This is a genomic window from Natrinema thermotolerans (genome assembly GCF_031165565.1).
GTDB lineage: Archaea > Halobacteriota > Halobacteria > Halobacteriales > Natrialbaceae > Natrinema > Natrinema thermotolerans.
Genome location: NZ_CP101873.1, coordinates 3,607,671 through 3,621,683, shown reverse-complemented (window position 1 = coordinate 3,621,683; position 14,013 = coordinate 3,607,671). Strand labels below are relative to the sequence as shown.

General features: G+C 67.4%; 18 protein-coding genes. 10 read left to right on the top strand and 8 right to left on the bottom strand.

Features of this window, described 5'->3' with window-relative positions:
* Positions 1–278: 278 nt before the first annotated feature.
* Positions 279–773, top strand: a complete 495-nt coding sequence (locus NP511_RS18585; protein WP_049966638.1) for a DUF7984 family protein — start codon at positions 279–281, stop codon at positions 771–773.
* Positions 774–827: 54 nt separating this feature from the next.
* On the opposite strand, the gene NP511_RS18580 is transcribed toward NP511_RS18585, so the two are convergent.
* Positions 828–1,436 (bottom strand): hypothetical protein, encoded by a 609-nt coding sequence (locus NP511_RS18580; protein ID WP_049966637.1) that lies wholly within the window; start codon positions 1,434–1,436, stop codon positions 828–830.
* Positions 1,437–1,561: 125 nt separating this feature from the next.
* Between NP511_RS18580 and nucS the strand changes: the two genes are divergently transcribed.
* Positions 1,562–2,305: an endonuclease NucS gene (nucS, locus tag NP511_RS18575; RefSeq protein ID WP_049966636.1), complete on the top strand. Its 744-nt coding sequence runs from the start codon at positions 1,562–1,564 to the stop codon at positions 2,303–2,305.
* A 147-nt stretch (positions 2,306–2,452) separates the two neighbouring features.
* Here nucS and NP511_RS18570 read toward each other — a convergent pair whose 3' ends face one another.
* The 7 genes from NP511_RS18570 to gvpA form a co-directional block, all read right to left on the bottom strand.
* Positions 2,453–2,596: a hypothetical protein gene (locus NP511_RS18570; protein ID WP_006182099.1), complete on the bottom strand. Its 144-nt coding sequence runs from the start codon at positions 2,594–2,596 to the stop codon at positions 2,453–2,455.
* Between the two features lie 108 nt (positions 2,597–2,704).
* The gene (mutS, locus tag NP511_RS18565; RefSeq protein WP_049966635.1) at positions 2,705–5,437 is read right to left on the bottom strand and encodes a DNA mismatch repair protein MutS; all 2,733 of its coding nucleotides are present in this window, start codon (positions 5,435–5,437) and stop codon (positions 2,705–2,707) included.
* A gap of 95 nt (positions 5,438–5,532) precedes the next feature.
* Positions 5,533–5,871 (bottom strand): CHY zinc finger protein, encoded by a 339-nt coding sequence (locus NP511_RS18560; RefSeq protein WP_049966634.1) that lies wholly within the window; start codon positions 5,869–5,871, stop codon positions 5,533–5,535.
* Between the two features lie 338 nt (positions 5,872–6,209).
* Entirely contained in the window at positions 6,210–6,635 is a 426-nt protein-coding gene (locus NP511_RS18555) for a hypothetical protein (protein WP_049966633.1), read from the bottom strand.
* A gap of 476 nt (positions 6,636–7,111) precedes the next feature.
* Complete coding sequence (gene gvpO / locus NP511_RS18550) at positions 7,112–7,645, bottom strand: gas vesicle protein GvpO, halophile-type (protein ID WP_049966632.1); 534 nt, start codon at positions 7,643–7,645, stop codon at positions 7,112–7,114.
* Positions 7,646–7,690: 45 nt separating this feature from the next.
* A complete protein-coding gene (gene gvpN / locus NP511_RS18545; RefSeq protein ID WP_049966631.1) occupies positions 7,691–8,716 on the bottom strand; it encodes a gas vesicle protein GvpN in 1,026 nt (341 codons plus the stop codon).
* Positions 8,717–8,722: 6 nt separating this feature from the next.
* Positions 8,723–9,007 (bottom strand): gas vesicle protein GvpA, encoded by a 285-nt coding sequence (gvpA, locus tag NP511_RS18540; protein ID WP_006182094.1) that lies wholly within the window; start codon positions 9,005–9,007, stop codon positions 8,723–8,725.
* 229 nt (positions 9,008–9,236) lie between these two features.
* Between gvpA and NP511_RS18535 the strand changes: the two genes are divergently transcribed.
* The 8 genes from NP511_RS18535 (at position 9,237) to gvpM (ending at position 13,984) form a co-directional block, all read left to right on the top strand.
* Positions 9,237–9,860, top strand: coding sequence for a GvpL/GvpF family gas vesicle protein (locus NP511_RS18535; protein ID WP_049966630.1), 624 nt, complete (start codon positions 9,237–9,239; stop codon positions 9,858–9,860).
* A gap of 2 nt (positions 9,861–9,862) precedes the next feature.
* Positions 9,863–10,117, top strand: coding sequence for a gas vesicle protein GvpF (gene gvpF / locus NP511_RS18530; RefSeq protein WP_006650650.1), 255 nt, complete (start codon positions 9,863–9,865; stop codon positions 10,115–10,117).
* Positions 10,117–10,710 carry a DUF7127 family protein gene (locus NP511_RS18525; RefSeq protein ID WP_006650649.1) on the top strand — a complete coding sequence of 198 codons (594 nt, stop codon included), beginning with the start codon at positions 10,117–10,119 and terminating at the stop codon, positions 10,708–10,710. Before gvpF ends, NP511_RS18525 begins: the two co-directional genes overlap by 1 nt.
* The gene (locus NP511_RS18520; protein ID WP_049966629.1) at positions 10,707–11,666 is read left to right on the top strand and encodes a hypothetical protein; all 960 of its coding nucleotides are present in this window, start codon (positions 10,707–10,709) and stop codon (positions 11,664–11,666) included. Before NP511_RS18525 ends, NP511_RS18520 begins: the two co-directional genes overlap by 4 nt.
* 101 nt (positions 11,667–11,767) lie before the next feature.
* Positions 11,768–12,349, top strand: coding sequence for a gas vesicle protein GvpJ (gene gvpJ, locus NP511_RS18515; RefSeq protein ID WP_049966922.1), 582 nt, complete (start codon positions 11,768–11,770; stop codon positions 12,347–12,349).
* Positions 12,346–12,690 carry a gas vesicle protein K gene (locus tag NP511_RS18510; protein ID WP_049966628.1) on the top strand — a complete coding sequence of 115 codons (345 nt, stop codon included), beginning with the start codon at positions 12,346–12,348 and terminating at the stop codon, positions 12,688–12,690. The genes gvpJ and NP511_RS18510 overlap by 4 nt, the downstream gene beginning before the upstream one ends.
* Positions 12,687–13,634 carry a gas vesicle protein GvpL gene (gvpL, locus tag NP511_RS18505; protein WP_049966627.1) on the top strand — a complete coding sequence of 316 codons (948 nt, stop codon included), beginning with the start codon at positions 12,687–12,689 and terminating at the stop codon, positions 13,632–13,634. The genes NP511_RS18510 and gvpL overlap by 4 nt, the downstream gene beginning before the upstream one ends.
* Complete coding sequence (gvpM, locus tag NP511_RS18500; RefSeq protein WP_049966626.1) at positions 13,631–13,984, top strand: gas vesicle protein GvpM; 354 nt, start codon at positions 13,631–13,633, stop codon at positions 13,982–13,984. Before gvpL ends, gvpM begins: the two co-directional genes overlap by 4 nt.
* The last annotated feature ends 29 nt before the right edge of the window (positions 13,985–14,013 follow it).

Sequence of the window (14,013 nt, the reverse complement as noted above, 5' to 3'; positions counted from 1 at the left end):
CGTGAACTCGCCGTCCAGAACCGAGTGTGACGTCAGATGGGTGGGGGAGATCGGGATCGGGGTGTCGGAACCGAGCGCCCGCGGCGGACGACGATTCGCGTGCTGTTTCGTCTCCCGAATCATCGTTTCGACACCACGCCTGACGAACACGCTCCCGGATCGGTTATCCTGGTTCGTGCGGGAAATTCCAGGGAGAACCCGCTTACTCGAGGCTATTCTTTGCGGAGTATAAAAGCCTTCGCAAAACCCAGGGCACTCCGGACGGTAGTTGTCGTTCCATGCACGTCACGCCGACACGGGTCGTCGAAGAGCGAGACTGGGTCCGTGACCGGGCCGAGACAGTCGTTCCGATCATCAACGACGTTCGCGACGATCTCGGCGAGATCTTCGATACCGAGGTCGACTCGATCACGACCGAGCAGTACCGCACGGAAGTCGACGTCGTCTTCGCCGACGGCGATCTGGCCGTCAACGTCGCCGCGATGGTCGCGATCCTTCGGGAGTTAGACGTCGAGGGCGATTATCCCGGGTTCGTCGTCGACGAACTGCTCGGCCGGGAGTTGGCCGCGACGATCGCCGGCCGCCAACCCCTTCGGACGCTGGGCGAGGCGACCTTTCACTACGCCGACCTCCACGTCCACGGCGACGCGAGCGAGAACGCGGGCGTCGACGACTGCGAGGCGGCGCTGGCCGCCGGCTTCCAGGAGCGACTGCCCGGCTGGAACTGGACCGACCGGGAGAGCCCGTTCGGCGTCCGTTATAGTAGCTCTTGAAAGTCAATGCACACCCGATCGCAGGACAACATTGCGATCGGTGTGTAAATCGTTTCAAGAGCTACTATAGCCGTCCGTCTCGGACTCGTTCGTTGAGCCGTTCCCGTCGGTCGATTCGTTGGTGTCCCCGGTGGACTCGTTCCCGGTTCCGGACTCGTTGCCCGTGCCGTCGCCTTGCTCGTCGATCGCGCTCTGCTGTTGCTCGAGTCGGGCCTGTTGCATGGCGAACTGCTCGTAGCTGTCCCCGGGGTAGATCGCGCTGATGTCGCCGTTCTGGAGGGCGGCGACGATCGTCTCGGCGGGTGCATCGACGAGGAAGAAGCCGTACGCGGGCGAGGCCTCCTCGATCGAGACGTCGCCGTTCGCGTCTGCCAGGTCCTCGACCGCGGTCGCGGCCTCCTCGGTCAGTTCGCGCTGTTTCTCCTGATAGCGCTGGCCGGCTTCCTGTTCGCTGATGTTGCCGTTCTCGATCGACTGACGAAGCTCCTGCTGGAGGCTCCGCAGCTGCTCCTGATCGGGGGTGACCGTCACCGTCAGGGGTCCGTCGGCGCTTCCCGAGTCGTCCTGTGTCAACGACTCGAGGGCGGAACAGCCGGCCAGTCCCGTGGCAGCACCGGTGCCGGACAGTGCGAGGAACCCGCGGCGGGTCGGTAGGTTCGACATCGTGTCGTCGGCGGGGGGCGATGCGGATATACCTTCTGCGTCGGCCCGACTCGAGCGCGTGGCGTCGGCATCGTCGTCGGCCGAGGGCGCGCCCCTTTTGGTCGTCGCGGCGCTACCTCGAGCCAGTGACCGACGCAGCGCCCCGCCGACGGACGGAAACGCTTCAGGAGCCGACGCCGCCGGTCGCCCGCGACGCCGTCGCCCGCGGGATCGACCGCGAGGCGATCGTGACCGTCTACGGCCGCTGTACCGTCGACTACGACGGCCGAGCGACGAGTTACCTCGAGGCGGGGGATCGCCACCTCATGCTCAAGCCCGACGGGGCGGCGCTGGTCCACACCGACGAGGGCCAACAGCCGGTCAACTGGCAGCCCCCGGGCTGTGACCACGCCGTCAGCTGTGCGGAGGGCGAACTCGTCGTCGAGAGCCTGCGGTCGACGCCCGACGAACGGCTCGCCGTCCGGTTCAGCGAGGTCCTGCAGGTCTCGGCCTTTTCCGGGACCGACGAGACAGACCTCGCACTGACCGGGACCGAGGAGGACCTCCGCCAGCGCATCCTCGAGGAGCCCGCCCTGCTCGAGGCCGGCTTCACGCCGCTGGCGACCGAACGCGACACGCCGGCGGGAGCCGTCGACATCTACGGCGAGGACGAAGCGGGCCGGGCGGTCGTCGTCGAACTGAAGCGCCGTCGGGTCGGCCCGGACGCGGTGAGTCAGCTCCGGCGGTACGTCGACGCCTTAGAGCGGGACCTCCACGCCGACGCGGCGGTCCGCGGGATCCTGGTCGCCCCCTCGGTGACCGACCGCGCCGGCCGGCTGTTGACCGAACACGGCCTCGAGTTCGTCTCGCTCGAGCCGCCGGCCGAGTGATCCGACGGGCCGCGTTCGGTCGGCTCCACTTCGTTCCCGTCTCTCCTCGCGGTCGTCCTCGAGCGGCGGTTTTGCGACCGTCCGCCGGGCCGCCCGGAATTGCGGAGAAAGGATCGCGCGTTCGAACTGGTCGATGTCGACGGCCGGCTACCGGCGAACGGTGAAGATCACGACTCCGAGGACCAGGAGGCCGACACCCCACCACCACGACTTCCCCGGGAGATACGCCAGCAACAGCGTGACGATACCCGAAGTGATGAGCGACCAGCCGATCGTCGTTCGATATGTCATGCTGTCAATCAGTGGGGGGAGCGAGTTGGGCGTTGTGCCGGAGGCTGCAAGATGGGTGTCCCGCCCGGACGGGACGCAAGCACCGGTCGTATCGTCCCGAGAGGACAATCACTCCTCGAGCAACCGCTTCAGCCGGTCGAGTTCCGTCAGCGCCTCGACGGGGGTCAGGTGGGCCAGATCGAGCGCGCGTAGTTCCGCAGCCACGTCCGTCGGCACGTCTCCTCCATCGGCGGTCGCAGCTGCCGTCTCGGCGGCCGGAGCGTCGCTCGAGGCAGTGGCGGTGTCGATCGCCTCGTCCCCCGGCTCGGTGTCCGCGTCGGCCGCCGCGACCAGGTCCCGCGCGCGGTCGACGACTGAATCGGGGACGCCGGCGGCGGTCGCGACCTCGACGCCGTAGGACCCCGTCGCCGCGCCGGGTGCGATCTCGTGGTGGAAGACGACCTCGCCGTCGACCTGCTCGACCTCGAAGTGCAGCGTGAATGCGGCCGCGAGGTCGTCTGCGAGTTCGGTCAGCGGGTGGTGGTGGGTCGCGAACAGGGTCGTCGCGCCGACCCGATCGTGGAGGTGTTCGGTGATCGCCTGCGCGATGGCCATCCCGTCGGCCGTCGAGGTGCCTCGGCCGACCTCGTCCAGCAGGACCAGCGAGTTCTCGTCGGCCTCCCGCAGGATCGTCGCGAGTTCGTCCATCTCGACCATGAACGTCGAGCGCCCGCCCGCGATGTCGTCGCTGGCCCCGACGCGAGTAAAGATTCGATCGACCGGCGTGAGCCGGGCGGCGCTGGCGGGCACGAAACTGCCGACCTGTGCCAGCAGGACGATCTGGGCGACCTGTCGCATGTAGGTCGACTTCCCCGACATGTTGGGGCCCGTGATCACCGCCAGCCGGCGGTCGTCGGTAAAGCGGGCATCGTTCGGGACGAACGACTCCTGCGTCCGCTCGACGACGGGGTGGCGACCGCCCTCGATCTCGAGGACGCGGCCGCCGCCGTCCGCACCGCTCCCACGCTCTTCGATCTCGGGTCGGCAGTAGTCGTACTGCGCCGCGGCCGTCGCCAGCGAGACCAAGGCGTCGAGCGCGGCGAGGGCCTCCGCCAGCCCCTGGACGCGCTCGACCTCGGCGGCGACTTCGCGGCGCACCTCGCAGAAGAGGTCGTACTCGCGTTCGTCGGCCCGCTCCTCCGCGCCGACGATCTCGTCCTCGCGTTCCTTGAGTTCCGGCGTGACGAACCGCTCGGAGTTCTTCAGCGTCTGGCGGCGCTGGTAGTTCTCGGGCACCGACTCGAGGTTGGGGTTGGTCACCTCAATGTAGTAGCCATGCACCGAGTTGTAGCCGACCTTCAGCGAGTCGATCCCGGTCCGTTCGCGTTCGCGTTCCTCCAGATCGTCGATCCACTGTTTGCCGTCGCGGGCGGTTCCCCGGAGGTCGTCTAAGTCCGCGTCGTAGCCCTCGGCGACGACCCCGCCCTCGGTGATCTCGATCGGCGGGTCGGCGACGATCGCGTCGTCGATCAGTTCCCGGACGTCGGCCAGCGGATCGAGGGCGTCGTGCAGCCGCCGGAGCCGATCACAGTCGGCGTCGGCGAGTTCCTCACGCACCTCGGGGACGACGGCCAGCGTGTCCCGCAGCGAGCGCAGGTCCCGCGCGTTCGCCCGCTCTCGGGAGATGCGACCGATCAGCCGCTCGAGGTCGTAGACGTCCCGCAGCAGGTCGTGAAGCCGCTCCCGGGTCCGGACCGCACCCGTCAGTTCCTCGACGGCGTCGAGCCGGGCCTCGATCCGGTCGGGCTCGAGCAGCGGTCGCCGGAGCCAGTCCCGGAGTTTCCGGCCGCCCAGCGCGCTCGCGGTCTCGTCTAAGACGCCGACCAGCGTCGCATCGTCGCGGCCGTGGACCGTCCGGGGCTCGAACAGCTCGAGGCTCCGCAGGGCAACGGCGTCGAGTAGGAGGTATTCGCGGGGATCGTACCGCGTGAGATGGGTGAGATACTCGAGGTGGTGGTCCTCGTCGTCGAGTGCGTCGTCCTCGGTCTCCGCCTCGTCGGCGGTCTCGCCGCGTTCGCCCTCGTGTGCCCCGCCGCGGACGTACTCCGCGTAGGACAGCAACGCGCCGCAGGCCCGAATCTCGGCATCGCTGGCGAGCAGGGCATCGGGGTTCCGGAAGTACGCCGAGAGCTTCGCTCCCGCTCGGTCGCGGTCGAAGGCGGTCTCGTCGTAGGGCGTGACCATGCAGTTCTCGGGGAGGAGGTCGGCGGGGGCGTCCGGGTCGACGACGGCTTCGGCGGGGTCGAACCGGCTCACCTCGTCGGCGATCGCCTCCCGCGAACTCGAGCTGGTCGCGAGGAAATCGCCCGTGGAGACGTCGAGCAGGGCCAGTGCGATCTCGTCGCCGTCGCTGCCGGCACCCTCGCCGCGGGCGACCGCGGCCACGAAGTTGTTGTCGTCGCCCGCCAGCAGTTCGTCCTCGGTGAGCGTCCCGGGCGTGATCACCCGCGTGACCGCCCGCTCGACGACCCCCGACGACTCGCCGGGCTCCTCGACCTGATCCGCGACGGCGACCCGGTAGCCGGCCTCGAGCAACTCCTCGATGTACGACTCGGCGTTGTCGATCGGGATGCCGGCCATCGGGTACTCCCCGGTCGAGTCCTCGCGGCTGGTCAGCGCGACCTCGAGCAGTCGCGCGCTGCGTTCGGCCGCGCCACAGAACGTCTCGTAGAAGTCCCCCACCTGAAAGAGAACGATCGCGTCGTCGTAGCGCGCACAGAGATCGTGGTACTGACGCATCATCGGCGTCAGCTCGTCGCGTTTCTCGGCCATCGCCTCGGGCGGGCCAAGCGCCGGATCCATACCCGGAATCGGCCGCCCGACGCTGAAATACCTTGCTGGATCGGCCGTCCCGCCGCCGGCTCGAGGGCGGTTCGCGAACCGGGTCGGGGAACGCTTCAGGCGTCCGTCTCGAAGTACAGGTCGGCGTGCTTCGCACAGCCGGGATTGAACGCCGCGTCGCAGGCCGGACAGCGGTAGTCGGCGGCGCGGTAGTCGGGGACGGTGAGCGCGGTCCCGCAGACGCCACAGAGAACCGACGGCTCGTCGAACCGGTCGCGCGGCCACGGCACGGCCTCGTGGTCGGTCGTCTCCTCGTGGCAGCGGAAACAGGGAAAGAAGTCCTCGCAGCAGGCGAATTTGAACGCGACGACGTCGCGGTCGGTGTCGTAGTGGGCACACCGCGTTTCCGGACCGACGTCGACGCCGCGGACCGTGTGGCCGCCGATCGATTGCACGCGTGGCTCGAGGGTCGGCGGGTGCTTCGGTGTTGCGGTGGCGGCCAGATCGGTGGTCGGACTCGAGGGGGCAGCTTGTTTGATGGGGCCAGCGCTCGAGTGCCCTGAAGGGTACAGGGCAATTGCGCGCCGCGCTGAGAGAAAGACGAACTGACCGGTGCCAGACGGTACAGTAGTGCTACTTCAGCAGTAGGTGTAGATGGGACCTGGATAACGACTACTGTCGAGTTCCGCTTAGGCGGGGAGAGATTAGATTCTGACTGACGGCCAGTACAGCGTGTGGATTCAACGAGAAAGCAAAGGTGATCGGTGAGACAGTCTGCTGACGCCTACGTATGTCAACCCTTAGTCGCTTTCATGCTAGTGAAGGATCTAAAATCGCCGATAATGAACGGCTCCCCCTCGAATGGCCCAACATAGACGATCACCTCTCCCCAGCCGTCGGTGGGTTCCTCGGTCGGTTGGTATGGAACCCAGATCTCCGGTAAAAAGCCGCCGGTATGGTGGACCAGAGTGATTTGTTCTGCGTCGCCGCCAAACGCCTCCGCGTCAGGCACGAGATTAGCCACTTCTTCCCCTCCTAATTGTCGCTGCTCGCCGTTTTCGCCGGAAAACGTGAACGTGGCAAACTCGGATACGGACAGTTCGGTAAATTCACCGAGGGACACGTTGACTCCCTCTCGGCTCATTCCCCGATCGTTCTGCATCGTCTCTGTCAGTTGCTCGACCGACGCTCCATCTCCCGATCCCTCGAGCTGTGTCATCGATAGACAACTGGCTGCTTGTTCGAGATCTCCATTCGCAGCCGCTGTATAATACTCTTCGACGAGTGATGCCGCGGCGGAACTTCCGTCGCTATCGCTCCCGGGGGTATTGCCTTGGCCAGAACGTCCATCGCTGTCGTTCTCCGGGGTATTGCCTTGGCTAGAACTACATCCGGCGAATGAAAGCACTCCCCCTGTCCCAAGCGTTGCAAGTAGAGTTCGTCGACGAGTCATGATGGAAAGCAAAGAACAGAATCTGATAAAACTACTTGAATATTCCATTATGTTGGTCTGGTTGGCAAATGTTCCGTTCGATATGCACACGCAATTATCGGGACGTTCACTTCTCCTTCTCGAGCGGGGAATCCGAAACCCCGCAAAATAGCACGTCGTGCGTGCGAATCGCTCGATGAGATGGCCCTCCGACGGCGTTGTCACTCGAGCCGAAAAGCGAGTCGACGCCGCGCTCGAGCGAGTCACTCGAACTGGGCGGTGTCGCCGCGCCGGTAGCGGTCGACCCGACGGTAGCCGTGGACGGTCGCACCGGGGTCGAGTTCGATCTCGTAGCGGCCGATGATGTCCTGGGTGTCGGGGACGGCTCTGCGTTCGACCACTTCGACGACGGCGCGCCAGCCGTCGTCGGTCGGCGAGATCTCGCTGACGCCGTCGAACTCGTGGCCGATGAGTTGGCCGGCGGTCGACTGGACCGTCTCGCGAACCGCGAGGATGCCCGCGATCTCCTCCTGCTCGACGTCGACCTCCTTCTCGACCTCGTCGGGGTCGGTCATCTCGTCGGCGGTCATATGGGTCGTGCCGCGAGAGCGGGGCTCCTCGATCTCGTCGCTCTCGTCCTGTTCCTCCTCCTGACTCGCTTGGCTGTCGCTCACTGTTGGATCATTCTCGTCGTGTTGGTAGCAGAAGCCGTCCTCGCCGGCCGGCCGCGAGCAGCGCTCGCCGTCCTCGGTGCGGGCCTTGCACTGCTCTCGTGATTGTGTTTCGGCTTCGGCCATTGGTCTGTGTTCGGTCGGTGACTCGTTCGATCGCCTCCGGGTCGGTTAGATGGTCTCGCCGATCCGCGTTCGCAAGTCGTCGATGTCGTCGCCGTCCTCGCCGGCGACCTTCGGCGCGAGGACGTCCGTGAAGACGTGGGTCAGCGTCTCGTCGTCGAACTCGCCGTCCCCGTCGTGGCCGTCGAAGACGGCCACCCCCTGCGCGGCGGTGATCGCCGCCCGGGTGCCGACGACGATCTCGAGTTCGTCCCGGAGCGCCCGCGTCTTCGCGACGATGGCCGCGATATCGTCCGCCGAGAGGTCGACGTGTGCGCCGACGATCTCGCGTTCGGTCTCGTCGTCGTAGTAGTCGACGTGGACGCCGATGAACCGATCGAGCAGGGCGTCCTGCTGTTCGTGGACACCGGCGTACTCCACGTCGTTCGAGGTCAGGATCGCCCGGAACTCGGGGTGAACGTCGATCGTCCGGTCCTCGCCGCGCTTGCCCGGTCGCTCGAGGACGCCCTCCTCGAAGACCGAGAGCAAGACGTTGTGGGCGGCGGGATCACTGCGCGAGAACTCGTTGTAGACGAGCGTCGCACCCTCCCGGACGGCCACGGAGAGTGGGTTGTCGACCCAGCGCTCGCGAACGATCTGGGTCTTCTTGTCGACGCCGCTAACGTACCGGTCGTGTTCCTCGTAGCGTTCGCCGCCGGCGTGGGAGCCGACCAGCGCGGCGGTGTCGACCGACTCGTCGCCGTTGAGCCAGACGACCGGGCGACCGCGCTCTGCGGCGGCCGACAGGGCAAGCGCCGTCTTGCCACAGCCGGTCGGCCCGATCAGGTGGACCGGCTGGTCCGCCTCGAGCCAGCCGTTGATCCGGTCGCGCAGCGACCGGACGGCGTCGGTCTCGACGAACGGCTCGGGGACGACGTCGTCGGGGTCGGAAAGGGGACTGTCGCCGTTGCGTTCGCCGACGCTCGATGCCGTTCGCGCGAGCTTTTTCTTCGCTTTGCGACCTTCCTTCTGCTCGCGACTGGCCCGGATCTTCGTGCCGCGGACCGTTCGCTTGCGCGACGTGTCGTCGGCCATGGGGAGTTACTCCGCCGACTTCGGCGACGACTCTGGGCGGGGCTCGACCTCGAGTTCCTCCAGCTCGTCGAGGTCGCCCTCCGCCGTGGCCTGCTCAATTTTTGCGATCTCCTCCGCGTAGTGCAGGAAGGTGTCGACCGAGGCGACCACGACCCGGGCCTCGATGGTCAGGAGTTCGATCCCGACGACCGAGATCCGCGCCCAGACGTCGATGACGACGCCCTTGTCGAGGACGCGGTCCAGTACCTCCGCGAGGCTCGAGGAGTCGGGTCTTCGTTGTGGTTGTGCCATACACCCGCTCTTCAGCGGGAGTTCGTAACACGGCTTGGACTGCGACTGCAAGCCGGCGGAGGCGAGTCGGCCGTCGACGCGACGCGAGCGGGCTCGCCGGCGGGAGGGCGACGGGGGCTGCGACTGCAAGCACCACGGTAACCCGGGACGGTGGTGTAGCCCCGACGACGATACTCGCGTACTCCCGCCCAGCGTTCGGACGAGTACCGCTATCGCCCCCACTGAAACGATGAGTAATCGATACGTCTACGGCGTCGTCGAAGCCGACACCGTCGAGTTCGAGACCGAGGCCGTCGCCGGTGCCGATCGCGTCTATACGATCTCGCATCGCCGGCTCGGAGCCGTCGTGTCGGACGTCGACACCACCGACCCCGAGGAGACCGACGCGGACGCACAGCGCCACGACGAGGTCCTCCGCGAGATCATGGACTACGACGGCGGGACGACCGTCGTCCCGATGCAGTTCGGCATGGCCTTCGAGAGCGACCGGGCACTGAAGAACGTCCTGCGCGGCGCGCGGCCCGCGTTCCGGCGCGCGATGAACGACATCGAGGGCACGGTCGAACTCGGGCTCAAACTCGTCAGCGAGGACGGGGCCGAGGTCGACCGCGAGGCGATCGCGGCCGAGGTCGCGGACCGCCTCGATCCCGTCGCCGCACAGGTCGTCGAGAACGACCTGTTCAGCGACCGGCTCGTCTGTAACCGCTCGTATCTCGTCGCCGAGGACGACCGGGCGGCGTTCGACGACGAGATCGCCCGCTTCGAGGACGATCACGACGAGCTCATGGTCCGGTACACCGGGCCGTTCGCACCCTACAGCTTCGTCGACGTGAAAATCGGCGCCCAACAGTAACCATGTTCATCCTCGACGACCTCCTGTTCCGACCGTTCGTCGGCATCATCAACGCCCTCCACTCGATCGCGCTCGACGAGCTGTACGACGTCGAGGCCCTCGAGGCCGATCTCAAGGAGAACCAGCTACTGTACGAACTCGGCGAGCGTGACGAGGACGAGTACCGGCGTCGCAAGGAGCGACTCGAGGCGGACCTCGAGGTCGCCCGCGACGTTCACGAGCGGCTCTCGAGCGGCCGCGTAGAGGTGAAACGATAATGACCGACAGCACCCCCGACGACCGCGACGAATCGGCCGACGACGGCGACTACGAGAGCGACAGCTGGCTCTCGAGCCTGCTGTCCGCACTGGAGTCTTTGGAGGGCGACACGACGTCGACCTCGGGCCGTCGCCGGAGCGACCGGGCGGTCTTCGATTACGATATCTCGATCCGATCCGGCGACGATCTTACCGCCGACCCATCGCCGTCGGAACGGCGTTCGTTCGGCGGGTGGCCGGGCGAGGGGACGGCCGGCCGCGACCGATCGCGGAACCGCCGCGTTCGGTCCACGAGCCCCTCGAGCGATCATCACGTCGCCACCCGGGAACACGAGGACGAACTGCTCGTCACGGCGGACGTCGCCGGGGTCGATCCGGCGGACGTCACGGTCGGGTTCGACGACTCGACGCTCGTCGTCGCCGTCGACGGGACCGAACTCGATCGGGTCAAGGTTCCGTGGGCGGAGCGGACCGCCGAGGCCGAGATGAGAAACGGTGTACTGACGGTTCACGTCCGAGCGCAAGCGGACGACGCCGCTACTGACGACGAGACAGCCGCCGACGATGGGACGGACGGCGGAGGCGACACATGAGCGACGCCGAGTCCGAGGAGAGTCTCGAGGCGCTGGTCGACGACGCAATCGAGAGCATCGGGCGACTCGAGGGGACGCTCGCGGACAGCGAGACGATCGACGACCTCGACGACGACACCCTCGAGACGGTCGTTGGCGACCTCGATACCCTCGTTCGGGTCGCCGAGGAGGCCGCCGAACTGCTCGAGGCGATCGACGTGAGCGAACTGCCCGACGCGGTCGACGGCGACGAACTCCTCGACGCGATCGAACTCGGGGAGATCCCCGACGCGGTGGCCGACGAGGAGACGGGCGCAACCGACCTCGTCGACTTCACGGAACTCCTCGGCGCGATCGACCTCCTGAACGCTTGGAACGCCGCGGACCTGACCGACGTCTGGGAAAACAAGCGCGAACTCGACGCCGCCCTCGACGACCTCGAGGACGGCGACGACGCGGGGATGCTCGAGGACGCGGTCTCGGACGTCGCGGACGGCGGGGACGACGGCGAGGGCCTGCTCGGCGACGACGAGGATGGCGTCCTCGACAGCGGCATGGACGCCGGCGCGGCGGCCAAGGAAGCGTTGGGCGACATCGACGTCGCCGAGGACCCGGAGGCCTATCAGGTCGCCATCCAGCAGCAGGCGATGCGGGGTATCGACGCCTTTCGGGCCGCACTGCTCGAGACCCACGAGAAGTTCGAGCGACTGTACGAGTTCAACCGCGAGAAGATGCGCCGCCAGGACAGGGGGACGAACTCGCGGAACCCGACGGCGTCCTCGACGATGCCCGTCGACCGGCGCGATCTCGGCGGCGGGGCCCGCTACTCGACGGTGCCCCAAGACGTGAAGCTCTCGACGGCACCCAGCCGCAAGCGGATCTACGGCCGCCGGTTCGAACTCGAGCGCGAACGGCAGCGACAGAACGAACGGCCGGAGCGCCAGCGGCGAAACGAACGGCAGGAGCGGCAGCGATGACCCGACAGGAGACCCAACGATGACAGACCCACCACTCCGCCGACCGACCGACAGCGAGGTGCGTGCGACGACCGACTGCGCCGCGACGACCCGTCACGGAGGTGATCGCAGTGCCCGATGACTTCCAGCCCAGCCGCCAGAAGGCCGATCTGGCCGAGGTCGTCGAGATGTTACTCGACAAGGGAATCGTCATCAACGCCGACATCGCCGTCTCGATCGGCGATACCCAACTGCTCGGCGTCCAGGTCCGGGCCGCTATCGCCTCCTTCGAGACCGCGGCGAAGTACGGCCTCGAGTTCCCCGAAGGAACCGATATGCGCCGGGTCGCCGAGGCGGTCGACGACCCCGCGATCGCGGAGCAGGATCGGCCAAACCCAGTGATCGATCCGACTCGCGGCGTCAACGTCACGGCCGAGGAGGACGCCGACGGTGAGGCAGCCTCGGCGGACGACGGGCGAGGCGGCGAATCGACCGAGAGCAAGCTTGCCGTCGGCGACGAGGAACAGGTCAGCGAACGACTCGGTGCCAGACCCGACCCCGAGCGGCCCACCAGCGGCGGGTTCGATCTGCTCAGTGACGACGAGGCGGACTCGAGCGACGCCGACTCGAGCGACGGAGACGCAGACGACGAGGCCGTCCCGGACGCGGAGTCGGAGACCGAATCGGGGGGTGACGACCCGTGACGGCGATCGACGTCGGCGACGGCGAGGACGCTCGCGACGGGCTGATGACGCTCGTCATCGCTGTCGTCGAGATCCTGATCGACGCCCTCGAGCGCGAGGCGGTCCGGCGCATGGAGTCGGGCAATCTCACCGACGAGGAGATCGAGCGGCTGGGCGGCCAACTCGCCAGAATCGAGACCGAGATCGAGCGGCTCAAGGACGACGAGGGGATCGAGGATGGCGTCGACGACCTTCGAAGCGATCTGGACGGGCTGGTCAACGACGCGATCGAACAACTCCACGGCCAGCCGACGGCGACGACGCAACCCGGCCACTCCGTCTTCGGGGGAGAGTCCGAATGAGCGACCACGATCTCGAGGACCCCGCCGACCGGCTCGAGACGATCGAGGGGGCAGGGACCGCGGAGCCGGCCGACGCCCCGTCGATCGACGAGGGGCGGTACCTCTACTGTCTCGTTCGGGCCGACGGGGACGCCGCGCTCGAGACGACCGGCGTCGACGGCGAGCCGGTGTCGGTCGTCGTCGCGGACGGCATCGGCGCGGTCGTCCACGCCTGCGACGGCATCTACGACTCCGGAGATCTCGCCCAGATCAGGCGCTGGCTCGTCCGCCACCAGACGGTCGTCGACGAGGCGGGCCAGGCCTTCGGCACGCCGATCCCCTTCCAGTTCGATACGATCCTCCGGGGCGACGACGACGGCCTGCGCGAGTGGCTCCGCGAGGAGCGAACGATCCTCGAGCAGGCCCTTGAGGGCCTCGCCGGCCACTGGGAGTACCGCGTCGAGGTCGTCGAGATCGATCCGATCGACGACGCGGCGCTGATCGAGTGCGACGACCGCCTGCGCGACCTCGACGAGCGGATCGCCGACGCCGAGGAGGGAACCGCCTTCCTGCTCGAGAAGCAGTTCGACCAGCGGCTGACCGAACTTCGGGCGGCCCGCCGGGAGTCGGTGACCGCCGACCTGCAGGAGCGACTGGCCGCGAAAGCCAGGGAGGTCCACGCCCTCGGGCGGTCGCCGAGCGCGGGGCTGTCGGACGACGTGGCCGGAAGCGGGTCGGACTCGAACGCGAGCGCAGGCCGCGACGTGGACGGCGGTGAGACCCTCACGCGGCTCACCCTGCTGGCCCACGAGGACGACGAGGGTGTGATCGGCTCGATCCTCGACGACGTGGCCGCAACCGACGGCCTCGAGGTCCGGTTCACGGGGCCGTGGCCGCCGTATACGTTCGCGCCCGAGCTGGGAGGCGACGGAACCGACGGCGAACACACGAACCCGAACCTATGAGACCGCGAAAGGACGACGAGACCCTCGTCGATGTCCTCGATGTGTTGCTCCGGGACGGAGCGATCCTCCGCGCGGACGTGATTGTCTCGATCGCCGATATCCCGCTGGTCGGCATCAAGCTCACCGCGGCGATCGCCGGCATGGAGACGATGAACGAGTACGGGCTCTTCGAGGACTGGGACGCCCACCGGCGGATGGCGGCCGCCGGTCGCCGCACCCACTACGACGATCCGAACGCGGACCGGGAGGACACCGAGCCGGACGCGGCCCTCGAGGGGCTCGAGGAACTGGGAATCAGCAGTTCGAACGCCGGCATCGACGAGACGGAAGAAACGAACGAGAAGGACTGATCAGGATCGCGCGAGGACCGCCCTCGTGA